We start from the raw sequence: 23,603 nt of genomic DNA, 5'->3' as shown, positions 1-23,603 counted from the left end.
TAAAAATACAAAGCATTGGAAGTTTTAAAGATAGCAACAGCAGGTAGTGTGGATGATGGTAAAAGTACCTTGATCGGAAGATTATTGTACGACACCAAATCCATGACAGACGATAAATTGGAAGCAATCGAGCGGACCAGTAAACAAAAAGGATACGATTACCTCGATTTTTCTTTGGCGACGGATGGATTGGTGGCCGAAAGGGAGCAGGGTATCACCATCGATGTGGCCCATATCTATTTTTCTACCCCATCCAAAAGTTACATTATCGCTGATACCCCTGGCCATGTGGAATACACCCGGAACATGGTTACGGGCGCTTCGACATCACAGGCATCCATCATATTGATTGATGCAAGAAAAGGGGTTATCGAACAGACGCATCGTCACTTTTTCATCAACAACCTTTTACGTATAAAGGACGTAATTGTGGCCATCAACAAGATGGATCTGGTCGATTTTTCGGAAGAAACCTATAATACAATCAAAGCCGATTTTCAGGAATTGATGAAAAAACGGGATTACCAGGATCAGAACATCACCTTTATTCCAGTGAGCGCACTTAAAGGTGACAACGTGGTGAATCGTTCGGGAAATACACCTTGGTACAATGGCCAAACGCTTTTGGAGCATTTGGAGGAACTGGACCAGAAGGATATTTACAATACAGGAACGCCACGTTTTCCAGTGCAATACGTCATCCGACCCAAAACAGAGGATTTCCATGATTTTCGTGGATTTGCGGGAAAGGTGTACGGCGGAGAACTCAATGTTGGTGATGAAGTGGTAGTGCTGCCATCGATGACCAAATCCAGGATAAAGGACATCTATTTTTACAACAAGCAGTATAAAACGGCTCCAAGAAGGTCTTCAGTGACCATCACTTTGGAAGATGAGGTGAATGTAAGTCGTGGAGATATGTTGGTGAAGGTAGGTGACTTGCCTACGATTGACAAACAACTTACGGCAACGGTATCGTGGATGGACAGTGCCAGTTTCACTCCGGGAGGTAAGTATGTGCTTCAACATGGTGTAAACAAGGTTTTGGCCAAAGTGGATGCCATTGAGCACAAAATCCATCCCGACTACTCTGGAATCGAAGAAAATGTGAGCTCGCTGCAAATGAACGATATTGCCAAGGTAAGGCTAAGGCTCAACAAACCCATTTTTTACGATAAGTTCAAGGAGCACCGAACCAACGGTTCTTTTATCATTATTGATAGCCGCACAAATAATACAGCAGGTGTTGGATTTATAGAATAATGCTCTTTTGCCTAGCAAAAGGGAGTTGGTATTTTTTTTGTCAAAAATCTATAAAATAGATAGGATAACTAGATTATGAAAAGCTTTAGAACAGAAATAGAAAACCCGGTGGTAGAAAAGGACATCATCGAATTGGAGAAGAAAATCCGTCAGTTCAAAGGTGGTGAAATGGATGAGGAGAAATTCCGCAGCCTGCGTTTGGCACGTGGGGTATATGGACAACGCCAACCAGGGGTTCAGATGATTCGAATCAAGTTGCCCTACGGAAAAGTAACATCCAACCAATTGCTTCGTATCGCCGATGTTTCCGATGAGTACTCCAGAGGAAGATTGCACATCACTACCCGACAGGATATCCAAATCCACTATGTCGATTTGGAACGCATCCCGGAACTTTGGGCGCAGCTGGAAAGGGACAAGGTAACCCTTCGCGAAGCTTGCGGAAATACCGTTCGAAACGTAACCGCCAGCGAAACCGCAGGAATCGATATAGACGAACCCTTTGATGTTTCTCCCTATGCCCAAGCCGTTTTTGAGTACTTCCTTAGAAATCCGATAGGTCAGGAAATGGGTAGGAAGTTTAAAGTGTCCTTTTCCGCTAGCGATGCCGATACCGGACTTTCCTACATGCACGATCTAGGCTTTATTGCCAAAGAAAAAGATGGTGAAAGAGGTTTTAAAGTGATGCTTGGAGGCGGACTGGGTTCACAGCCACGCCATGCCGACGAACTGTACAGCTTTTTGTCCACTGACAAAATCATCCCTTTGATGGAAGGAGTCATCCGTGTGTTTGATAGATATGGGGAACGGAAAAGTAGGGCAAAGGCCAGAATGAAATTTCTGTTGAAGGATATTGGTCTGGATAACTTCAAACAATTGTTGGAGGAAGAACAGACCGCCATTCCTGTCAAAACATATCCTATCGATTTTGAAAGTTATCCAAAGGTTCAAGTGGCCGAAGTGGAAGTTCCTGAAGTGGTCCTAGAAGATCAACAAGCTTTTGAAGACTGGAAGTCCACCAATTTGGTGCCTCAGAAACAACAGGGCTATGTTGCCATTGGAATCAAAGTACTTTTGGGAGATTTCTACACGGACAAGGCACGCGAATTGGCCCAATTGGTGCAAGATTATGCGGCCGGAGAGATTCGTTTGTCGCTCAGGCAAAATATTTTGATTCCCTACGTGAAGGAAGAGTTGATTCCCTTCTTTTATCAGGAACTTCAAAAACTTGGATTTGCCGAAGCGGGATACAACAAAGCATTGGACATAACGGCTTGTCCCGGCACCGATACCTGTAATCTGGGTATTGCCAGCAGTACCGGAATCGCAGCCGAACTCGAAAGGGTAATCAAGGCGGAATATCCGCAATACATCAAGAATCCAGATGTTGTCATCAAGATCAGCGGGTGTATGAACGCTTGTGGGCAGCACAATATGGCGCATATCGGTTTCCAAGGAATGTCTGTTCGGACCAAGGATAAGTTGGTGGCGCCTGCGCTTCAGGTTTTGTTGGGAGGTGGAAATTTTGGCGATGGCAGGGCCCGATTTGCGGATAAAGTAGCCAAAATCCCAAGCAAGAGAGGCCCACAGGCTTTGCGTCTTATTTTGGACGATTTTGAAGCCAACGGAAATGGAGCCTCCTTCACCGATTATTATGAGAAAAAGGGGCAGTTATATTTCTATGATTTTCTAAAACCATTGACCGATACTGACAATCTCACCCAAGATGATTTTATCGATTGGGGGAACGAGGAAAAGTATAAACAAGAGATAGGAATTGGAGAGTGTGCAGGCGTGATAGTTGACCTTGTGGCAACCCTCTTCCTGGAGAGTCAAGAGAAGATTGAAAAAGCCGAAGAAGCCCTCCAAGAAAATAAATGGGCAGCGAGCATTTATTATTCCTATCAATCCATAGTCAATTCCGCCAAAGCATTGTTGACATCGGAAAAAGTGAAGACCAATACCCATGCCAGTATCGTCAAGGATTTTGATGAGCTGTATGTGGAATCTGGAAAAATAGCCTTTGAGGGTGGGTTTGCTAACATAGCCCTTCAATTGAACAAGAACGAACCATCCGAAGTCTTTGCAAAATCCTATTTACAAGATGCCAAAGGGGTATTGCAACGATTGGAAGCGTTCAGAAAAATAGAGTTGCAACATGCGTAGAGGAAAGTTGACAGTGGTGGGCGCAGGCCCGGGCGATGTGGATTTGATAACGCTCAAAGGCGTAAAGGCTTTACAAAATGCCGATGTGGTCCTGTACGATGCCTTAGTATCCCATGAACTTTTGGAGTACGCACCCAATGCCGAAAAAATATTTGTAGGCAAACGAAGGGGCTGTTACTCGTACCAACAGGCCCAAATCAATGATTTGATCGTGGAACGCGCGACACAAGGATTGCACGTGCTAAGGTTAAAGGGAGGGGATCCTTTCGTGTTTGGAAGGGGTGCCGAAGAAATGGAGCATGCCGCAGCCTTCGGCGTGGAAGTGGATGTGGTTCCAGGTATTTCGTCTTCACTTTCGGTGCCTGCTTCACAAAATATTCCCGTGACCAAAAGGGGAGCAGCAGAAAGTTTTTGGGTAATTACCGGGACCACGAAAGAACATAAACTGTCCAATGATGTGGCTTTGGCAGCAAAATCAAATGCTACCGTAGTCATACTCATGGGAATGTCCAAACTCGGGGAAATCATGCAGCTCTTTAAAAAAGAGGGCAAAATGGAGACCCCAGTGGCCATTATTCAGAATGGAACCACCGAACATGAAAAAATAGGAATTGGCACTGTTACTTCGATTGAGGACAAGGTAAGGGAGCAGCAGTTGTCCAATCCAGCCATTATTGTGATCGGGGACGTGGTCAATCATCGTCAAAACATGGTCGATATCCAAAACAGCTACCAACATCAAGAAATAAAATTGCTAGAGAAAATTTAAATCAAGAATCGGGTCAGATTTTGTCATCCTGAGCGCTCGCCTGTTGCAGGTAGGCCGTCGAAGGGGACTTAAGACTATTTAAAAAGAGAAATATGATCAAAACAGATATCATTATCATTGGAGCAGGTCCAACCGGTTTGTTTACCGTTTTTGAAGCTGGATTGCTCAAGTTAAAATGTCATTTAGTCGATGCCTTGGCACAGCCAGGGGGTCAATGTTCCGAGATATATCCAAAAAAGCCCATTTACGATATTCCCGCCTATCCAGAGATTTTGGCAGGTACTTTGGTGGATAAGCTCATGGAGCAAATAAAGCCTTTTGAGCCCGGCTTTACCTTGGGCGAGCGTGCGGAAACTTTGGACAAACAAGAAGATGGGAGCTTCATCGTCACTACCAACAAGGGAACCCAGCATCATGCTCCTGTTGTGGTGATTGCAGGTGGTTTGGGCTCATTTGAGCCTAGAAAGCCTCTCATCCCCAACATCGAACTTTTTGAAAGCAAAGGGGTGGAATATATGATCAAGGACCCGGAGCAATTCCGAGATAAAAAAGTAGTGATATCCGGTGGGGGCGATTCCGCTTTGGATTGGGCCATTTTCTTGGCCGATGTAGCTTCGGAAGTTTCTTTGGTACACCGAAGAAATGAGTTCCGAGGAGCGCTGGATTCCGTGGAAAAGGCACGCGAACTCGCCAAATTGGGCAAGATTCAACTCTACACCAGGGCAGAAGTGAAAGAAATACACGGGAAGGAAGATTTGCATGCAGTGGTCATTGAATATAACGAAGGTGAAAAAGAATCCACCTATGTGGAAACCGATTACTTTATCCCGCTGTTTGGACTCTCCCCAAAATTGGGTCCATTGGGCAATTGGGGCTTGGAAATCGAAAAAAACGCCATCAAGGTTAACAATGCAAAGGATTATCAGACCAATATCCCAGGGGTATTTGCCATTGGAGATGTGAATACCTATCCGGGCAAACTTAAGTTGATCCTGTCCGGGTTCCACGAAGCGGCCGTAATGTGTCAATATGCATATCAAATCATCAAACCCGATAAAAGATTTGTGATGAAGTATACCACCGTTGGGGGCGTACAAGGATTTGATGGTTCCAAAAAAGAGGCCAAAAAAGAAGTGGTGCAGAGCATCAACTAAGAAAATTATTAGTTTTTAGAAGTGAAAAGCCTTCCGGAAGCGATTTTGGGAGGTTTTTTTGCTTTTCACTTGGGAGTACCGTTTCTTTGCAGTTCAGTTCATTAATAGATTGAAAGTGTTATCAAGAAAGGTGGAGGGATTGGACCCTTTGAAGCCTTAGCAACCCTCGTCTTCGAGAAGGTGCTACATTCTACCCCGGTCCGCAACTTGTTGGGGACCACATGGAGCGTATTTATACCTAATATTTGTATAGGGGGAAGGATAACGAAACGCATACCGCAACGTATCCACACACTTTTCTTGACTGCACGATATCCTTTTTTTGAAGGAAAATGATACTATGGGAAAAATTGAAGACATATTAAAAAAGCGGATTTTAGTGCTGGATGGAGCCATGGGCACCATGTTGCAGCGGTACAAATTCAAGGAAGCCGATTTTAGGGGAGAACGATTCAAGGATTGGCCCAGTGATCTGCAGGGCAATAACGACCTATTGTCCTTGACCCAACCTGAAGCGGTGAAGGAAGTCCATCGGAAGTTTTTGGAAGCAGGGGCGGATATCATTGAAACCAATACCTTTTCTGGCACCACCATTGCCATGGCCGACTATGGCATGGAAGAATTGGTATATGAACTGAACTATGAATCGGCGAAGCTCGCCAAGGAAGTTGCCCAAGAATTTACCCAGAAAAATCCCGATAAACCTAGGTTTGTGGCGGGTAGTATAGGCCCTACCAACAAAACGGCCAGCATGTCGCCCGATGTGAACGACCCGGGTTTCCGTGCTATTTCCTTTGATGAGCTGCGTAAAGCATACAAACAACAGATTGAGGCCCTTCTTGATGGAGGCGCCGATATTTTGTTGGTGGAGACTATTTTTGACACGCTGAACGCCAAAGCAGCACTGTTTGCCATCGAAGAAGTAAAAGAGGAGCGAAATATTGATGTGCCAGTGATGGTAAGCGGAACTATCACCGATGCTTCGGGCAGAACATTGTCCGGTCAGACTGCCGAAGCCTTCTTGATTTCGATATCCCATATTCCCATTTTATCCGTCGGATTCAATTGTGCCCTAGGAGCCAAACAGTTGGTGCCCCACTTACAAGTGGTGTCTGCAAAATCGGAATTTGCCATATCTGCCCACCCCAATGCAGGATTGCCCAATGCCTTTGGGGAATATGATGAAACTCCAGAACAAATGGCCGTTCAAATAAAAGAGTATGTGGAAAAAGGATTGGTGAACATCGTGGGCGGTTGTTGCGGTACCACTCCGGAGCATATCAAAGCCATTGCAGATGTAGTAAAGAATTATGAACCTCGAAAAGTTTTGACGCACGCATAGCGAAGGCTTATGGCAACGAATAACGAACAGCGATACTTAAAATTATCAGGTCTAGAGCCCTTGGTCGTTACCCCGGAAAGCAATTTCATCAATGTGGGGGAACGAACCAATGTGGCGGGCTCCAAACGTTTTTTAAGGCTCATCAAAGAAGAAAAATTCGATGAAGCCTTGGATATCGCCCGTGAACAAGTGGAGGGCGGGGCCCAGATTATCGACATTAATATGGATGATGGTCTTATTGATGGAAAGGAAGCCATGGTCAGGTTCTTGAATTTGATCGTTTCCGAACCCGATATTGCCCGCGTTCCCATAATGATCGATAGTTCCAAATGGGAAATTATTGAAGCTGGTCTTCAGGTAGTGCAGGGGAAATGTGTGGTCAACTCTATCAGCTTGAAAGAAGGCAAGGAAGAGTTTATCCATCATGCCAAATTGATCAAGCGATATGGTGCGGCCGTTATTGTAATGGCTTTTGATGAGGTGGGACAGGCGGATAATTATGAGCGCCGTATTGAAATTGCGAAGCGTTCCTACGATATTTTGGTCAACGAGGTGAATTTTCCTCCCGAGGATATCATCTTCGACCTGAACATCTTTCCCGTGGCCACGGGAATGGACGAGCATAAGAATAACGCCATCGACTTTATTGAGGCGACACGTTGGGTGAGAGAAAATTTACCCTACTGCAGCGTAAGTGGTGGTGTGAGCAACGTATCCTTCTCCTTTCGGGGGAACAACCCTGTTCGTGAGGCCATGCACTCCGCCTTTTTGTTCCATGCCATCAAAGCTGGGATGAACATGGGTATCGTAAACCCCACCATGTTGGAGGTGTACGACGATATTCCAAAAGATCTTTTGGAGCACGTAGAGGATGTGCTGCTCAATAGGCGCGACGATGCTACCGAACGATTGCTCGAATTTGCAGAGACTGTTGTAGGAACAGCCAAGGAAAGCAAGGTCGATTTATCATGGCGGGAAGACCCGCTTCAAGATCGGATTACCCGGGCCTTGGTGAAGGGCATTGACCAATATATCATCGAAGATGTGGAGGAGGCCCGTCAACAGGCCGCCAAGCCTTTACAGGTCATCGAAGGTAATCTGATGACAGGGATGAATGTGGTAGGTGATCTGTTCGGCAGTGGAAAAATGTTTTTGCCCCAAGTGGTCAAATCCGCCCGTGTGATGAAAAAAGCTGTGGCCTATTTGACACCCTATATTGAGGCATCCAAAGACAAGAACGCCAAAGCAGCCGGAAAAATATTGATGGCCACCGTGAAAGGCGATGTGCACGACATTGGAAAAAACATTGTAAGTGTGGTGCTAGCCTGCAACAATTATGAAATTGTGGATATGGGCGTGATGGTACCCCCAGAGAAAATCATCAATAAGGCCAAGGAAGCGCAAGTAGATATCATTGGATTGAGCGGACTCATTACACCTTCATTGGACGAAATGGTCTTCTTGGCAAAAGAAATGGAACGCCAAAACTTCGATGTTCCCTTGTTGATTGGTGGTGCGACAACGAGCAAGGCGCACACGGCTGTAAAAATCGACCCGCAATACAGTCAAGCCGTGGTACACGTCAATGATGCCTCAAGGGCTGTAACCGTGGTGGGCGATTTGCTTCAGGAAGAAACCTCGGCCAACTATAAAAAATCCATCAAACTGGATTACGAAAGTTTTAGGGAGAAGTTTCTAAAACGTGGCAAGCAAAAGGAATATTTAACCTTGTCGCAAGCTAGGGAGAATAAACTTCAAATTGATTGGAAGACATCAGACATCAAAAAGCCAAACCAATTGGGTATAGAAGTCTGGGATGATTTTGACTTGAAAAAACTGGTAGATTTTATCGATTGGTCTCCATTTTTCAGAAGTTGGGATTTGCATGGCAAATATCCCGATATCTTGAACGATGAAGTGGTTGGCGAACAGGCCAAAGAACTCTTTGAGGATGCGAAGGTCCTGCTCCAACGGATTTTGGACGAGAAGTTATTGAAGGCCAAGGCTATTTTCGGATTGTTTCCAGCCAATCAAGTCAACGAAGATGATATTGAAGTGCACTTGTCACCCCGAGCGCAGGCAAGAGGTGATGAATCGGATGCGCTCGAAATGACAAAAGATGCAACCTTCCTATTTAGAACGCTTCGCCAGCAAACCAAAAAGCGCGAAGGGGTTCCCAATATCGCCCTGGCCGATTTCATAGCGCCCAAAGCATCGGGAATTCAGGATTATATCGGTTGCTTTTGTGTGAGTACTGGTTTCGGAACCCAGGAATTGGCCGCGGAGTTCGAAAAGAACCACGACGATTACAACTCGATCATGATCAAAGCTTTGGCGGATAGGTTTGCCGAGGCGTTTGCCGAATATCTGCACAAAGAAATACGGACCCGTTTTTGGGGTTACGCAGTGGACGAGAATCTGGACAACGATGAATTGATCAAGGAAAAGTACCGTGGAATCCGACCTGCTCCTGGCTATCCCGCTTGTCCCGACCATTTGGAAAAGCTCACTATATGGGAAATGATGCAGGTGGAGGAAAAAATAGGGGTCAAGCTCACCGATAGTTTAGCCATGTGGCCCGCCGCCAGTGTCAGTGGGTATTATTTTGCACATCCCGAGGCCAAGTATTTTGGTTTGGGAAAAATAAAACAGGACCAAGTTCAGGATTTTGCCGAACGAAAACATATAACTTTGGAGAAAGCCCAAAAATGGCTGGCTCCCAATATTGTTGATGAATAACCGATGAAGATTACCGACCACATAAAAAAAGCGAACGGCGAAACCCTTTTCAGTTTTGAAATTGTCCCGCCCGTAAAAGGAAAGAGTATCCAGGAGCTGTACAACAACATTGATCCTTTAATGGAATTTAAACCGCCGTTCATTGATGTGACGACCTCCCGCGAGGAATACATTTACAAGGAGAAAGACGGTCTGTTGGACAAAAAACTGATTCGTACCCGTCCCGGGACCTTGGGCATTTGCGCTTCGTTAAAGCACAAGTACGATGTGGATACCGTTCCCCACGTGCTATGTGGTGGATTCACCAAAGAGGAGACGGAGTATTTGCTAGTGGACTGTCAATATCTGGAGATTGAAAACGTCATGGCCTTGCGTGGGGACGCCCGAAAGGAAGAAAAATATTTTACCCCAACCAAGGGTGGACATCAATATGCGACAGAGTTGGTTGCGCAAATCCAGAACATCAACAAGGGAAATTATCTACATGAGACTTTTGAGTCCAGCGATTTGACTAGTTTTTGTATAGGTGTGGCGGGATACCCCGAAAAGCATATGGAAGCTCCATCGCTCCAGTCCGATTTAAAGCGCTTAAAAGAGAAGGTAGATTTGGGAGCGGATTATGTGGTGACCCAGATGTTTTTCGATAATAAAAAGTTCTTTGCGTTCGTAGAAGCGGCCCGCGAAATGGGAATAGATGTGCCAATCATTCCCGGAATCAAGCCGATTGCCGTGAAAAAGCACCTTCACTTATTGCCACAAGTGTTTCGGGTTGATATTCCGCAAGAACTCATTGAAGCAGTAGAGGCCTGTAAAGATAACAAGGAAGTCCGTAAAGTGGGCGTGGAATGGGCCATACAGCAATCCAAGGAACTTCGGGAAGCAGGAGTGCCCGTGTTGCATTACTACTCCATGGGTAAATCGGATAATATCATGGACATAGCTCGGGAACTTTTTTAATTTCCTACTTTAGCGTCCCATGAAGCACCTACTATACTTGGTTGTTCTGCTGTGTGTTTGCTTTGGATTTGCCCAAGATGGTAATATTCCCAAGAAGTATACTTTGGATGTCAGCCAATTTTATGGTTCTATACTTTTGCACAATCCGGACATTTCCCATTTGATTACCAATCACCCGGGTGGGGTTATTATCGGTTTCAACAGAAAACGATTCGGTCACGAATACTGGGAAGCCGATTTGGGATATCCCGATACCGGTTTTTCGTTTGTTTATCAGGATATGAACAATCCAACCCTTGGTAAGCATTTTGGATTGTATGCGCATTACAATTTTTATTTCTTCAAACGGAATTTGCAGTTTAGGGTCGCGCAGGGCGTTTCTTATAACACCAATCCGTACGATAGGACCGAAAACTTCAGGAATAACGCCTACGGTACTCATTTGTTGAGTTCCACCATGTTGATGTTCAACTATCACCGAGAGAACATCGTAGCTGGACTGGGCTTTAAGGTCGGGATTTCTCTGTTACATTATTCCAATGCCAATTTTAAGGCTCCCAACACCTCCACCAATACCATGGCTTTCAATTTTGGGCTCACCTATGATTTGAACCAAGCGGTGGTACAGGACTATTTGGTACCTGAGCCCAAGGAAAGAATCAAAGAACCCATCCGATACAATATCGTGCTACGTGGTGGGGTCAATGAGAGCGATGTCATCAACATGGGGCAATATGGCTTTGCCATAGTTTCCGCCTACGCCGATAAACGATTGGGCAATCGCAGTGCCATTCAGTTGGGAACCGATATCTTCTTTTCAAATTTTTTAAAGGAATTGATACGATATCAGTCCATTTCTTTTCCCGAACTTGATGTAGCTCCAGATACGGATTATAAAAGGGTGGGGGTATTTGTTGGTCATGAACTGTTCGTAAACAAATTGAGCGTAGTGGCACAATTGGGGTATTATGTATATTATCCCTTCGATTTTGAAGGTAGGGTATATAATCGGATAGGGTTGAAACGGTATTTTGGGGATAGGGTTTTTGGCGCCGTGACCCTAAAATCGCATGGGGCGAAAGCAGAAGCCATTGAATTTGGAATAGGAATTAGGTTATAGTATAGCGATGTTGGAATTAAAAAGTTTATCTCCGTTAAAGAATGTTGCCTCTTGGGCCCACTTGGGCTACGGGCAGGTAGTCGAGAGGTGCTTTTTGTTGGCAATTTCTCTAATATTGATTTCTTGCAACGGCGACAATGTTCCCGACTGTTTCCAAAACGCTGGCGATTTGGTAAGGCGACCCATCGAGGTGTCGGATTTTAGCAAGATTACCGTTTTTGAAAACCTCAATATGGTTGTCAAACAAGGTGATGCATATAGCGTTGAAGTGGAAACGGGCGAATATTTGTTCAACGAGGTTTCTGCCGTGGTAGAGGGTGACCGTCTCGTACTTCGGAACGAGAATGGCTGCAATTTTGTCCGGGATTATGGACTCACCACGATTTATGTGACTGCTCCCAACCTTATTGACATACGCAGCAGCACCGGACTTTTAATTTCCAGTGATGGGGTGTTGAATTATCCCAACCTCAATCTATTGGCAGAGAGTTTTGTAAACCCAGAAACTGAAACCACGGATGGTTCATTTGATATGCACCTTATTGCTACCAACGTGAGGATTGTGGTGAACGGCATCGCTTATTTTAAACTTCGTGGGGAAACGGAAAATTTAACTGTTAGTGTAGCAGCTGGAGATTCGAGAATTGAAGCAGAAAATCTAGTTTCAGAAAATGTAAATGTCAATCACCGAGGTTCCAATGACGTTTTTGTGAATCCACAACAACGGTTATCGGGCGTTATCCGGGGAACGGGCAATATAATAAGCGTTAATACACCGCCAGAAGTCGATGTGGAAGAAATTTTCAATGGGCGGTTGATTTTTCAGGATTGACATTCATCTTCAAAAAACATCATTTTTCTCTTTATTTTCGATGTTCAAACCGACTTATTGGGAAATTTAATTTCACATATCAAAAACATCTTTTCACCTTATCCGAAGGTTACATCCATGAATGGACTGACTGGATTGGAAAAAGTGGATGTGCTTTTTCATAATCTGGTAGCTGAGAAAAAGGTGCCAGGATTGGCAGTGTCCATCTTGGAAGATGGGCAAACCATTCTCGAAAAAGGATATGGCTTCGCTGATTTGGAAAGGCGTATAAAGGTGTATCCCGAGCGTACGGTTTTCCGTATCGCAAGTATTTCCAAATGTATTGCGGGACTTGCTTTGGGCAATATGGCAGAAGATGGGGTGGTGGACTTGGATGAATCCTTATATACTTACGTGCCTTACTTTCCCCAAAAAAAGTATGATTTCACGTTACGCCAATTGGCCAGTCATACCGCTGGAATTCGAGGATACCGTGGCAAAGAATACGCCCTGAATCAAGACTTTTCCATTAAAGAGGGTATTGAAGTCTTTAAAGATGACCCTCTCTTTTTTCAACCCGGTACCAGTTATCTATACAATAGTTTTGATTTTGTGCTACTGTCCTTGGCCATGCAGGAAGCCAGTGGAATTCCATTTGAGCAGTATGTAAGGGAGCAGATTTTGATTCCGTTGGGGTTGAAAAATACATTTCCACCATCAGAAAATTTCAGTTCGATTGGAGTCGAGAACATAGCGCAATTCTATACCAAAAGAGCATTAGGTTTTACAAGAGCAGTTGAGGTAAATAACAACTACAAACTGGCTGGCGGTGGCTATTTGTCTACCTGTGCAGATGTAGCTAAATTGGGGCAGGCCATCATGGAAAAAAAGTTGCTCAAAGATACCACCTATCAACAATTGCTGACCTCTCAGATTATTAACGGAAATCCTACTCATTACGGATTGGGGTTTCAAGTGAGCCAAGATGCCAAAGGAAGGTCGTTTGTAGGTCACGTAGGCAATAGCGTTGGCGCATACACCAACCTTTTTGTATATCCGCAGCAGCAAAAAGTAGTTGCTATTTTAATCAATTGCACCGATCCAAAAGTGCAGCCTGTTTTGGATGAAGCAATCAACGCTCTTTTTGATGATCCTTTAGGTTAGACTTTGCTTGCCAACTGCTCTTCGATGTCATGGGCATAGGCCTTACAAAGGTCAAAGGTATCGGTAACATCTTCCATAGTTGTCCGCGGGTTGATGAGACACATTCGCAATACCACCTGTCCGTTCAAAATGGTGGTGACGAGCATGGCCTTGCGTGATGCCATCACTTTGCCAGAAATGTATTGGTTGATACTGTCCAGTTCCTTTTCCGAATAATTTTTGTTGATGGGGTTATACCTAAAATTGATGACCGCCAAGGTGGCCGGGTATACCACTTCCCAACTTTTACTACCACGAAGCATAGTTTCCACTTCTTCGGCCAAATCAATGTTGTAGGTAATGGCATCACGGAACTCCTTTAAACCGAAGGTTTTTAAGGACATGTAAAATTTCAATGCCCTAAATCTTCGGGTCAGTTGGATACCATGGTCATAAAAGTTGATTTCCGATGTGTTGCCTTCGATATCCCTTAAATATTCGGGCTTTTCGGTAAAGGTATGGCTCAGGTTTTTATGGTTTCGAACCAAAAGGCACCCCATTTCGTAAGGCTGAAAGAACCATTTATGTGGGTCCACCGTCAAGGAGTCCGCTTTTTCGATGCCTTTCATGGCCTGCTTGCCCTTTTGGGATAAAATCGACGCTCCGCCGTAGGCGCCGTCAATATGGAACCAGATATCTTCTTTCTTGCAGATTTTGCCCAATTCCACTAAGGGGTCTACGGTTCCAGTGTTGGTGGTTCCCGCAGTTGCAATCAAACAGAAGGGATAAAGGCCCTCCAATCTATCCTTGGCGATACAGTTTTTTAATTTGTTGACGGAAAACTTGAGTTCATTGTCGGTGGGAATGATTCGGATCTGTTCTTTTTTGAACCCGAGTGCCCGAATAGCCTTGATATTGGAAGAATGCGCCTGATCGGATAGATAGATGATGGCCTTGGAAAAATCATCACCACATTTGATCCTGCGTGCGGTGACCACTGCAGTAAGGTTGGCCATGGAGCCACCACTGGTAAAAATACCACCACCTTTTTTCTTTGGGAAACCAAAAATTTTCAATAACCATTGAATGGTCACTATTTCCAGCTCTGCTGCTGCCGGGCTAGCTGCCCATCCCCCAGAAAAAATATTGTAGCCTGTTGCCAAGGCGTCGGCCATAACACTGATAAAGTTACTCGGTCCCGGAACAAAGGAAAATGATTTCGGATGGGCCATATTGGCACTATTGGTCATTACTTTTTCCAAAACAAAATGGAGCACTTGGGATGGGTCGGAACCTTTTTCGGGAGCCTCTTCCAAAAACAAGGAGTCCATTTCTTCTCGGGAGCCGGAAGCTACGGGCAGTTTCTCTGCTTGGGTGGCATAGTGTTCCACAATGGCATCAACAACCTCATACCCGTATTTTTGCATTTCCTCTTTCGAAAGTTCCAATCTGGCGTTGTTCTTCTTCATGTGTCCAATTTCTTCTGGACTGCAAAAGTACCATATTTGGAGCGGTTTTCCACCTCATTTGGGGGTCTTCTCCCATCAAATTGGATAACGGAAAACCTAAGAAGTAAGTTCGGTGAAAAGACTTTCGAGATTTTTGTTCTTTCTGCTCAGTTGAAGTGTTTTCAATTTGTTGTCGTGCGCAAAATCAAAAACAGCAGGCCGCATATCCTTGGAAGTGGTAAACGTGATTTCATAGATAAAGCCACCGGTATTTTTAACTTTGGAAACATCGGGAAGTTGTTGCAGTAACTGTTCCTCTACCCGATAGTCGAATTCCACTTCAATGATTTGTTCTTCTGCCTCGCGAAGTTCCTCCAGCTTTTTATCGGCTACCAATTTCCCTTTATTGATGATGATTACTCGGTCGCAGACGGCCTCTACTTCCTTCATGATATGTGTGGAAAGCAAAATGGTCTTTTCCTTTGCTATCTCACGAATCAATTTTCGGATTTCGATCAATTGGTTGGGGTCAAGCCCTGTGGTGGGCTCATCCAAAATAAGCACTTCGGGATTGTGCAACAAGGCCGCAGCAAGCCCAACCCGTTGACGATACCCTTTGGATAATTGCCCTATTTTTTTGTGTGCTTCCGGGGACAACCCTGTTTGTTCGATAACCTCATTGATTTTGGATTTGTCCACTTGGTAAACATCGGCATTAAAGGCCAGATATTCCTTCACGTACATTTCCAGGTACAGCGGATTGTGCTCTGGTAGGTATCCGATACTTTTTTGAACGGCCTTTTCATCTCCCAATACATCGAACCCATTTACGGCAGCAGTACCTTGGTCCGCTTTGTAGTAGGTGGTCAAAATGCGCATCATGGTGGATTTTCCTGCACCATTTGGGCCTAAGAAACCAACAACCTCCCCTTTGTTGATGCTAAAGGACACATTGTCCAATGCTTTTTGCGTACCAAAGGTTTTTGTAATGTTCTGAACAGTGATGGACATTCCGTTGAATTCTTTGATTTCAAAAATACACTTTTAGTCATTGTAAACCTTACATTTCAAAAACTGGAAAATGAAACGACACTTTTCTTGGAATTAATGGAAACATGAGTATTCGTAAAAAAGTATCATTTCTATAAAATAATGTGCAGCGAAAATGTCTTTTTTGAAAAAAATCAAAAAAAATTTGGGAATCTCTGGGTCTTTCCGATTGAATACCTAAATTAGCCGACAATTAACAACGAGATGACAAACACGTATTTCTGGAACCGTTTTTATTTTTACTTCTTTTTTGAGAGGGGAGCGGGACTGTTATAGATACGTTTAAAGTATAACCACTATAGAAAGTCCCGATGCATCGGGACTTTTTTTTTGAATGAAATCCAAGTTGGCAACTGCCAATTTAATGATTGAATTCATCCCGAACTGCTGCCGGCAGGCAAGGTGTTTCGGGATCTAACATACAAAAAGAATGTCTTTAAAAGTCGCCATACAAGGAATCAAGGGATCGAACCATCATCAAGTGGCCATCGATTTTTTTGGAGAAGCAATTGAACTATTGGAATGTAATTCCTTTGACGCGGTAATCGACAGTTTGTTGGTGGGGGCGGCCGATAAGGGCATAATGGCCATTGAGAATTCCATAGCGGGGTCCATCATCCCCAATTACAATTTAGTGTACCACAATAATATTCATGTGATCGGGGAGCATTATTTGAACATTCATCATAACCTTATGGTGATGAAGGGAAAAACCTTTGATGACATTCAAGAGGTACATTCGCACCCGATGGCGTTGTTGCAGTGCAAGGAATTTTTTAAGGCACACCCACAGATCAAGTTGGTGGAAAGCGTGGATACGGCAGAGACAGCGAAGCGGATTCAAGAGGAAGAGTTAGGGCATATTGCCGCGATTGCCCCTAAAATGGCTGCCGACCTTTACGATTTGGAGATTATCGCGGATAATATCCAGACCATAGTGAATAATTCCACAAGATTTATCATCCTAAAAAAACAGAACAAAGTACTCCCAGAGGAGGAAATCAATAAAGCGTCCCTTCGGTTTATCACCGATCACAAAAGAGGCAGTTTGGCCACCGTTTTGAACGTGATGAGCGATTGTAACATGAACCTGACCAAAATACAGTCATTGCCCGTGATCGAAACTCCCTGGAAATACGCCTTTTTTGTGGATGTAACTTTTGATGAATACGAGCACTTTGCCAAAACCAAATCCCTGATGCAGATTATGGCTGAGGATTTCAAGGTTTTGGGAGAATATAAAAATGCATTGTTGTAATGGTAACAGCGGATCGATTAAATAGCGTTCAGGAATATTACTTCTCGAAAAAGTTGAGAGAGGTTAGGGGATTAATGGCCCAAGGGAAGCCCATCATCAATATGGGGATAGGCAGCCCGGATTTGGCTCCATCGCCTCAGGTATTGGAAACCCTTCGAAATTCCATTATCGATGCCGGTGCGCACCAATACCAAAGCTATCAGGGATTGCCACAGTTGAGGAAGGCTATTGCCGATTTTTATCAGCAAAAGTTCGGTGTCGCAGTGGAGTCAGATTCTGAAATTTTGCCTTTAATGGGATCTAAGGAGGGCATAATGCATATCAGTATGGCCTTTTTGAACGAAGGCGATAAGGCGCTACTGCCCAACCCTGGATATCCTACGTATGCGTCTGTCACCAATTTGGTGGGTGGTGTACCTGTTACATACGACCTTGCGGCAGATAATGGCTGGTTTCCTGATTTGGAGGAACTGGCTAAAATGGACCTGTCAAAAGTAAAGTTGATGTGGGTCAGTTATCCGCATATGCCTACAGGCGCGACAGCAACGACGGAGCAATTGGAATCTTTGGTAGATTTTGCCAGGAAGAACAACATCCTTTTGGTGAACGATAACCCATACAGTTTTGTCCTGTCCCATAATCCAACCAGTATTTTGTCCATTAAAGATGCCAAAGAGCACACGTTGGAACTCAACAGTTTAAGTAAAACCTTTAATATGGCAGGCTGGCGTGTGGGAATGGTACTCGGTAGTGCAGAGCACATCACGGCGGTGTTGAAGGTGAAAAGCAATATGGATTCCGGGATGTTTTACGGTATCCAAATGGGCGCAATAGCTGCCCTACAAAGTGGTGCGGAATGGTTTGAGGCCCTGGATCGGGTATACACCAGAAGGCGAGCGTTGATGTTCAAACTAGCGGATAAACTAGGTTGTACTTACGATACAAATGCTGTGGGAATGTTTGTTTGGTGCAAGTTGCCAGAAGGGGCTGGGCCATCGGAAGAATTTATAGACCAAGTGCTCTACGATAAGGATATTTTTATTGCTCCAGGAACCATTTTTGGAAGCAATGGCGAGGGCTATATTCGGTTTTCGCTTTGTGTGACCGAAGAAAAAATTGAGGAGGCCATAGCAAGATTTTAGGATATGAAAGTAGTTATTATAGGAGTTGGATTGATTGGTGGTTCCTTTGCCAAGGATGTGAAAAGACTACATCCCGAAGCGGAGATTATTGGTGTGGATAAGAGTGAAGCTCATCTTGAGGAGGCATTACAACTTGGGATTATCGATACAAAGGGGAATTACGATTCATTGGCTGCGGCAGATATGGTCTACTTGAGCATTCCGGTAAATGTCTTGGTCAGCGAATTGCCCGGCATATTGGATGCTGCTGGGGAAGAAACCGTGGTCATGGACGCAGGTTCTACCAAGCGTTTGATTTGCGAGCAGGTAGCCGATCATCCCAAGCGTAGGAACTTTATGGCCTGTCACCCCATCGCGGGAACAGAATTTTCTGGTCCTACAGCAGCTTTGGAGGGGTTGTACGCCGGCAAAACGATGATTATTTGTGAGGTGGAGAAAACGGCTTTCAAACTTCAGGAAAAGGCATTGGCCATTTTTCAAGATATCGGGATGCGAATTCGATATATGAATCCCGAAGCACATGATAAACACATCGCCTACGTTTCCCATTTATCACACATTAGCTCTTTTATGTTGGGAAAGACAGTTATTGAGAAGGAAAAAAATGAGCGTGATATTTTTGACATGGCGGGAAGTGGTTTTGAGAGCACCGTTCGCTTGGCGAAAAGTTCACCCGATATGTGGACGCCCATTTTTGAACAGAACAAGGACAATGTGGTGGAAACTTTGGAGGAGTACATTCAGAACTTGACTGCTTTCAAACAACTGATTTTGGACAACGATTTTGAGCAGGTCCACCAAGAAATGAGCAATACCAATAAAATAAAACAAATACTAAAAGGAATACCACTTACAAAAAAATAGAGAGTATTATGGAAAACAAAAAGGAAATGAGGAAATGGTTGGATGACATGAACTTGGGTCATCCCTTGGTAGTAGCGGGTCCGTGCAGTGCCGAAACCGAAGACCAAGTACTAAAAATAGCACACGAATTAAAGGATACCGATGTGAGCTATTACCGTGCCGGAATCTGGAAACCAAGAACTCGACCTGGAAACTTTGAAGGTGTTGGGGCCATTGGTTTGAAGTGGTTGCAAAAGGTAAAGGAAGAAACTGGGCTAAAAACCGCTACGGAGGTTGCCAATAGGGCACACGTGGACCTTGCCTTGGAACACGATGTAGATTTGTTATGGATAGGAGCGCGCTCTACTGTGAGTCCATTTATTGTTCAAGAGATCGCCGATGCATTAGAGGGAACGGACAAAATTGTTTTGGTAAAGAACCCTGTGAACCCAGATCTATCCCTTTGGTTAGGTGCCGTAGAGCGCTTGTATTCTGCCAATATTGAAAAATTGGGTGTGATCCACAGAGGATTCTCTACCTACGAAAAAACCAAATACCGAAATATACCAGAGTGGCAATTGGCCATCGAATTGCAGACCAAGTTCCCCGATCTGCCCATTATCAACGACCCAAGCCATATTACCGGGAAGCGAGATATGATTTTTGATGTATCGCAAACTGCCTTGGACTTGAATTTTGACGGGTTGATGATCGAAACACATTACGACCCAGATAACGCATGGAGTGATGCTGCACAACAGGTGACCCCTAAAACATTGGTACAAATCATGAAAGATCTTAGAATCAGAAAAGAAACTGATGAAGAAGCGGAATACAACAACAGTTTGAGCAACCTTAGGGCCCAAATCGATGTGCTGGACAATCAGTTGATCGATCTATTGGGTAAAAGAATGAAGGTTTCGGACGGTATTGGCGAGTTGAAAAAGCAAAGGAACGTAGCGGTGCTTCAGAGCAACCGCTGGAACGCTATTCTGGGCAGCATGATCTTGGAGGGCGAGCAGCGAGGTTTGAGCGAAGAGTTTATTCTTAAAATGTTCAAGGCCATTCACCAGGAATCCATCAACCACCAAGAAAAAATCATCAACGCATAAGCGAGTTTTCATAGTGGATTGATTTACAAAACTATTTGTGGTTTCGATAAAAAATCGGATCTGCAAATAGTTTTTTTTAGCCCAAACTGTAACAAAACTTGAGAATGGGTATCTTTTAAGGGTAAAAACACTTTATCATGAAAAAAATATACACATTAGGTTTGCTTTTGCTTCCCTTGGTCATGTTTTCGCAACGAATCATCGATACTGAGGTTGGAGAGTTCAATAAAATCAAAGTTTTTGACTTGATCGAGGTCAATTTGATCCAATCCGATGAGAACAAGATTATGATCAAAGGCTGGAATGTTGATGACATCAAATGGACCAACAAAAACGGGACTTTGAAACTCCGTATGCAATTGGACAAAAAGTTTCAGGGTGAGGATACCTTGATTGAAGTCTATTACACCAATTTGGATGTGATCGATGGCAACGAAGGAGCCCAAATTACCTGCAACGAAATGGTTCAGAAAAGCAGAATTGAGCTTAGGGTGCAAGAAGGCGCTACCATCCGTATTGGGATGGATGTGGATTATGCGGACATACGGGCGGTTACAGGAGGTATTGTTCAGGCTTCAGGACTGGCCAAAAACCAAACTGTCGTAATCAATACTGGTGGTATTTTTGAAGGTCGGGAACTACGAACCAGCACCACCGACGTAAAGATTTCCGCTGGAGGCGAGGCTGATGTATTTGCTTCGGAGCTTGTGGATATTAATGTAAGGGCTGGAGGAGACGTTTATGTGTATGGAAATCCGCAAACCGTGAACAAAAAAACCTTTGTGGGCGGAAGGGTCTACATTAAGGATTAATGAAACTTGTTAACAAAAAACAAGAGGCTGTCTAAAAAGCTGTTTGCCTGTCGGTTCGAGCGCAGTCGAGAACTTAAGACGCATTGGTGATCAATGGGTTTCGACTGCGCTCAACCTGACAAAGTTCAGATATTACCGCTTTTTAGACAACTTCTTTTTGATTTAAAAAGGTAGTAAGACCTATTTTCTAAAGATATATCGGGTGATAAAAATACCCTGTCCATCTCCTTTTCCACCTTCACTCTCAACACCACTTACCACAAAGGCCAATTCCCATCCATTGGAAATCATATCATTGATCATGGAAGTGATCACGGCATCGTTGGCAGCGATATTCTGGAACCGGATACCACCGAGGTTATAGAAGTTCAAAAGCTTGGTCTCCTCAAAATTCTTTACACGGATTTCGCTTCTATCTGACTTGTTTCGCGTGTTGTCGTCCTCCGTTTGTACAGTGGTAAATTCCTTATAATCTTTCTCTTCCAGGGCATTGATAATCCTCGATCTTCCCAAACCATTGGGGACGATGGATTCAACACTGGTAATGACCCGGTACTGCTGTGCACTCATGGTAAACGTTGCTGCGAACAATACCACAGCGGCCAAAATGATTTTTTTCATAATAAATACGTTAATGATTGTTAAAACTGTTAACAAAGATATACGACGAAAAAGAAGGAATATTGTTTCTTTGTAATCAAAATATGAACAAAAGGTGAACGGAACTGTTTATAAATCAACGGGAAGTTGGTACACTGTAAAATCCTCCGAAGGAGCTTTTTACGAGTGCCGCATCAAGGGCAAGTTCCGGACACAGGGAATTAAGAGTACCAATCCCGTCGCCGTAGGCGATCATGTGGAGTTTCAATTGGAAACCATTGGGGATGAAACTGTTGGGGTGATTTCCAGTATAGGGGATCGCAAAAACTATATAGTTCGCAAATCGGTTAATCTTTCCAAGCAGACCCATATAATAGCAGCCAACCTAGACCAGGTATTTTTGTTGGTTACATTGAACAATCCCACCACCTTTACCAGTTTTATCGACCGATTTTTGGTTACGGCAGAAGCTTACGATATTCCCGTGGTGCTTCTTTTTAACAAGATGGATACGTATACCGATGAAGAAAGAGCCGAGGTTTCTTATTTGGTGGATTTGTACACTAAAATAGGGTATAGTTGTCTTCAAATTGAGGCCAAACAAGCCAAAAATTTGGAGAATGTAAAGGAATTGATGCTTGGCAAAACAAGCATGTTCGCTGGGCACTCTGGCGTGGGAAAGTCAACCCTGGTCAATGCCTTGGAACCTGGACTACAACTCAAGACCGCGGAGATTTCTGAACAGCATATGCAGGGACAGCATACGACCACTTTTGCCGAGATGTACGACCTTTCTTTTGATGCCCGAATCATTGATACCCCTGGGATCAAAGGATTTGGAATTGTGGATATGGAGAAGGAGGAAATCGGTGATTATTTCCCCGAGTTTTTTGCATTAAAATCCGAATGTAAGTTCAATAATTGTCTCCATTTGGACGAACCCAAATGTGCGGTAAAGGAAGCCTTGGAACACGATGAAATAGCTGCTAGCCGTTACCGAAGCTATGTTCAGATGATTACAGGGGAAGAAGATCAAACATATAGGTAGGGAATATTATGAGAGCTGTATTGCAAAGAGTATCCAAAGCAAGCGTTACCGTAGATAGCGAGTTGATTTCGTCCATTGGGAAAGGCCTATTGGTTTTATTGGGGATTGAGGATGCCGATGGCCAAGAGGATGTGGAATGGTTGACAAACAAGATTGTAAATCTCCGCATCTTCAATGATGAAAATGATGTGATGAACCGATCGGTGCTCGATGTTCATGGTCAAATTATTGTAGTGAGCCAATTTACCTTGCATGCCCAAACCAAAAAAGGAAATAGACCTTCCTACATCAAAGCCGCCAAACCCGATATTGCTGTTCCTATGTACGAAAGATTCGTGTCTGTTTTGGAACAAAAGCTCGGGAAGAAGGTGGGTACTGGCATCTTTAGTGCCGATATGAAAGTGGAACTACTTAATGATGGTCCAGTGACCATAGTAATTGACACAAAAAATAAGGAATAATGAATATTGCAGACGCACAAAAAGCGGTTGATGAATGGATCAAGAACCATGGGGTCCGATACTTTAACGAATTGACCAATATGGCCCAGCTCACCGAAGAAGTGGGCGAGGTGGCACGAATAATAGCCAGACGCTACGGTGAGCAAAGCGAAAAGGAATCCGACAAGGCCAAAGATCTAGGGGAAGAACTCGCCGATGTGGTCTTTGTGGTACTTTGCTTGGCCAATCAAACAGGCATTGACCTACAACAGGCTTTTGATAAAAAGTTGGACCTAAAGACCAAACGCGACCACGACCGTCATCAAAATAACAAAAAGCTCAAATAAAGTTGGCCTGCTGACAGGACATTAAGGCTGTTTTTTCTA

At 44.1% G+C, this 23,603-nt stretch carries 21 protein-coding genes and 1 riboswitch; of the genes, 18 read left to right on the top strand and 3 right to left on the bottom strand.

Translation table 11 applies throughout. The features are described from left to right. Positions 1 to 15: 15 nt before the first annotated feature. The 10 genes from EO130_RS09000 to EO130_RS08955 all read left to right on the top strand — a co-directional run bounded on the left by EO130_RS09000 (position 16) and on the right by EO130_RS08955 (position 13,485). A complete protein-coding gene (locus EO130_RS09000; RefSeq protein WP_127141181.1) occupies positions 16 to 1,263 on the top strand; it encodes a sulfate adenylyltransferase subunit 1 in 1,248 nt (415 codons plus the stop codon). Between the two features lie 75 nt (positions 1,264 to 1,338). After that, positions 1,339 to 3,429, top strand: coding sequence for a HEPN domain-containing protein (locus EO130_RS08995; protein WP_127141180.1), 2,091 nt, complete (start codon positions 1,339 to 1,341; stop codon positions 3,427 to 3,429). Further along, positions 3,422 to 4,198, top strand: a complete 777-nt coding sequence (cobA, locus tag EO130_RS08990) for a uroporphyrinogen-III C-methyltransferase (RefSeq protein WP_127141179.1) — start codon at positions 3,422 to 3,424, stop codon at positions 4,196 to 4,198. The genes EO130_RS08995 and cobA overlap by 8 nt, the downstream gene beginning before the upstream one ends. Positions 4,199 to 4,290: 92 nt before the next feature. Further along, complete coding sequence (locus EO130_RS08985; RefSeq protein WP_127141178.1) at positions 4,291 to 5,352, top strand: NAD(P)/FAD-dependent oxidoreductase; 1,062 nt, start codon at positions 4,291 to 4,293, stop codon at positions 5,350 to 5,352. A gap of 115 nt (positions 5,353 to 5,467) precedes the next feature. Beyond that, positions 5,468 to 5,580, top strand: a riboswitch (SAM riboswitch). A gap of 112 nt (positions 5,581 to 5,692) precedes the next feature. After that, entirely contained in the window at positions 5,693 to 6,694 is a 1,002-nt protein-coding gene (locus tag EO130_RS08980) for a homocysteine S-methyltransferase family protein (protein ID WP_127141177.1), read from the top strand. A 9-nt stretch (positions 6,695 to 6,703) separates the two neighbouring features. After that, positions 6,704 to 9,433, top strand: coding sequence for a methionine synthase (gene metH / locus EO130_RS08975; protein ID WP_127141176.1), 2,730 nt, complete (start codon positions 6,704 to 6,706; stop codon positions 9,431 to 9,433). Between the two features lie 3 nt (positions 9,434 to 9,436). Next, positions 9,437 to 10,390 carry a methylenetetrahydrofolate reductase [NAD(P)H] gene (gene metF, locus EO130_RS08970; protein ID WP_127141175.1) on the top strand — a complete coding sequence of 318 codons (954 nt, stop codon included), beginning with the start codon at positions 9,437 to 9,439 and terminating at the stop codon, positions 10,388 to 10,390. A gap of 19 nt (positions 10,391 to 10,409) precedes the next feature. Continuing rightward, entirely contained in the window at positions 10,410 to 11,510 is a 1,101-nt protein-coding gene (locus tag EO130_RS08965; protein ID WP_127141174.1) for an acyloxyacyl hydrolase, read from the top strand. Positions 11,511 to 11,517: 7 nt separating this feature from the next. Further along, a complete protein-coding gene (locus EO130_RS08960) occupies positions 11,518 to 12,342 on the top strand; it encodes a head GIN domain-containing protein (protein ID WP_127141173.1) in 825 nt (274 codons plus the stop codon). Positions 12,343 to 12,459: 117 nt separating this feature from the next. Beyond that, complete coding sequence (locus EO130_RS08955; RefSeq protein WP_241244328.1) at positions 12,460 to 13,485, top strand: serine hydrolase domain-containing protein; 1,026 nt, start codon at positions 12,460 to 12,462, stop codon at positions 13,483 to 13,485. Here EO130_RS08955 and EO130_RS08950 read toward each other — a convergent pair. Together EO130_RS08950 and gldA are read right to left on the bottom strand one after the other, a co-directional pair. Continuing rightward, positions 13,482 to 14,933 (bottom strand): pyridoxal phosphate-dependent decarboxylase family protein, encoded by a 1,452-nt coding sequence (locus tag EO130_RS08950; protein WP_127141171.1) that lies wholly within the window; start codon positions 14,931 to 14,933, stop codon positions 13,482 to 13,484. The genes EO130_RS08955 and EO130_RS08950 overlap by 4 nt on opposite strands. A gap of 96 nt (positions 14,934 to 15,029) precedes the next feature. Next, a complete protein-coding gene (gene gldA / locus EO130_RS08945; protein ID WP_127141170.1) occupies positions 15,030 to 15,923 on the bottom strand; it encodes a gliding motility-associated ABC transporter ATP-binding subunit GldA in 894 nt (297 codons plus the stop codon). 469 nt (positions 15,924 to 16,392) lie between these two features. Here gldA and EO130_RS08940 point away from each other — a divergent pair, with 469 nt between their 5' ends. From EO130_RS08940 to EO130_RS08920, 5 genes are all read left to right on the top strand, one after another. After that, the gene (locus EO130_RS08940; RefSeq protein ID WP_127141169.1) at positions 16,393 to 17,220 is read left to right on the top strand and encodes a prephenate dehydratase; all 828 of its coding nucleotides are present in this window, start codon (positions 16,393 to 16,395) and stop codon (positions 17,218 to 17,220) included. Continuing rightward, positions 17,220 to 18,362, top strand: a complete 1,143-nt coding sequence (locus tag EO130_RS08935) for a pyridoxal phosphate-dependent aminotransferase (protein ID WP_127141168.1) — start codon at positions 17,220 to 17,222, stop codon at positions 18,360 to 18,362. Before EO130_RS08940 ends, EO130_RS08935 begins: the two co-directional genes overlap by 1 nt. Positions 18,363 to 18,365: 3 nt before the next feature. Then, positions 18,366 to 19,226, top strand: coding sequence for a prephenate dehydrogenase (locus EO130_RS08930; RefSeq protein ID WP_127141167.1), 861 nt, complete (start codon positions 18,366 to 18,368; stop codon positions 19,224 to 19,226). An 8-nt stretch (positions 19,227 to 19,234) separates the two neighbouring features. After that, positions 19,235 to 20,317: a bifunctional 3-deoxy-7-phosphoheptulonate synthase/chorismate mutase type II gene (locus EO130_RS08925; RefSeq protein WP_127141166.1), complete on the top strand. Its 1,083-nt coding sequence runs from the start codon at positions 19,235 to 19,237 to the stop codon at positions 20,315 to 20,317. A gap of 137 nt (positions 20,318 to 20,454) precedes the next feature. Beyond that, the gene (locus EO130_RS08920; RefSeq protein WP_127141165.1) at positions 20,455 to 21,129 is read left to right on the top strand and encodes a head GIN domain-containing protein; all 675 of its coding nucleotides are present in this window, start codon (positions 20,455 to 20,457) and stop codon (positions 21,127 to 21,129) included. A 180-nt stretch (positions 21,130 to 21,309) separates the two neighbouring features. On the opposite strand, the gene EO130_RS08915 is transcribed toward EO130_RS08920, so the two are convergent. Further along, positions 21,310 to 21,750 carry a hypothetical protein gene (locus tag EO130_RS08915; protein ID WP_127141164.1) on the bottom strand — a complete coding sequence of 147 codons (441 nt, stop codon included), beginning with the start codon at positions 21,748 to 21,750 and terminating at the stop codon, positions 21,310 to 21,312. A gap of 94 nt (positions 21,751 to 21,844) precedes the next feature. Between EO130_RS08915 and rsgA the strand changes: the two genes are divergently transcribed. From rsgA to EO130_RS08900, 3 genes are read left to right on the top strand one after another with little or no spacing between them, the layout of a single operon-like run. Continuing rightward, positions 21,845 to 22,777: a ribosome small subunit-dependent GTPase A gene (gene rsgA / locus EO130_RS08910; RefSeq protein WP_127141163.1), complete on the top strand. Its 933-nt coding sequence runs from the start codon at positions 21,845 to 21,847 to the stop codon at positions 22,775 to 22,777. 8 nt (positions 22,778 to 22,785) lie between these two features. After that, positions 22,786 to 23,238, top strand: a complete 453-nt coding sequence (gene dtd, locus EO130_RS08905; RefSeq protein ID WP_127141162.1) for a D-aminoacyl-tRNA deacylase — start codon at positions 22,786 to 22,788, stop codon at positions 23,236 to 23,238. Next, a complete protein-coding gene (locus EO130_RS08900; RefSeq protein ID WP_127141161.1) occupies positions 23,238 to 23,564 on the top strand; it encodes a nucleotide pyrophosphohydrolase in 327 nt (108 codons plus the stop codon). Before dtd ends, EO130_RS08900 begins: the two co-directional genes overlap by 1 nt. Positions 23,565 to 23,603: the final 39 nt, after the last annotated feature.

This window comes from Flagellimonas marinaquae, assembly GCF_003992675.1.
Taxonomy (GTDB): Bacteria; Bacteroidota; Bacteroidia; order Flavobacteriales; family Flavobacteriaceae; genus Flagellimonas; species Flagellimonas marinaquae.
Note: the sequence above shows the minus strand (reverse complement) of the source record. Positions and strands in the feature narration are given on the sequence as shown.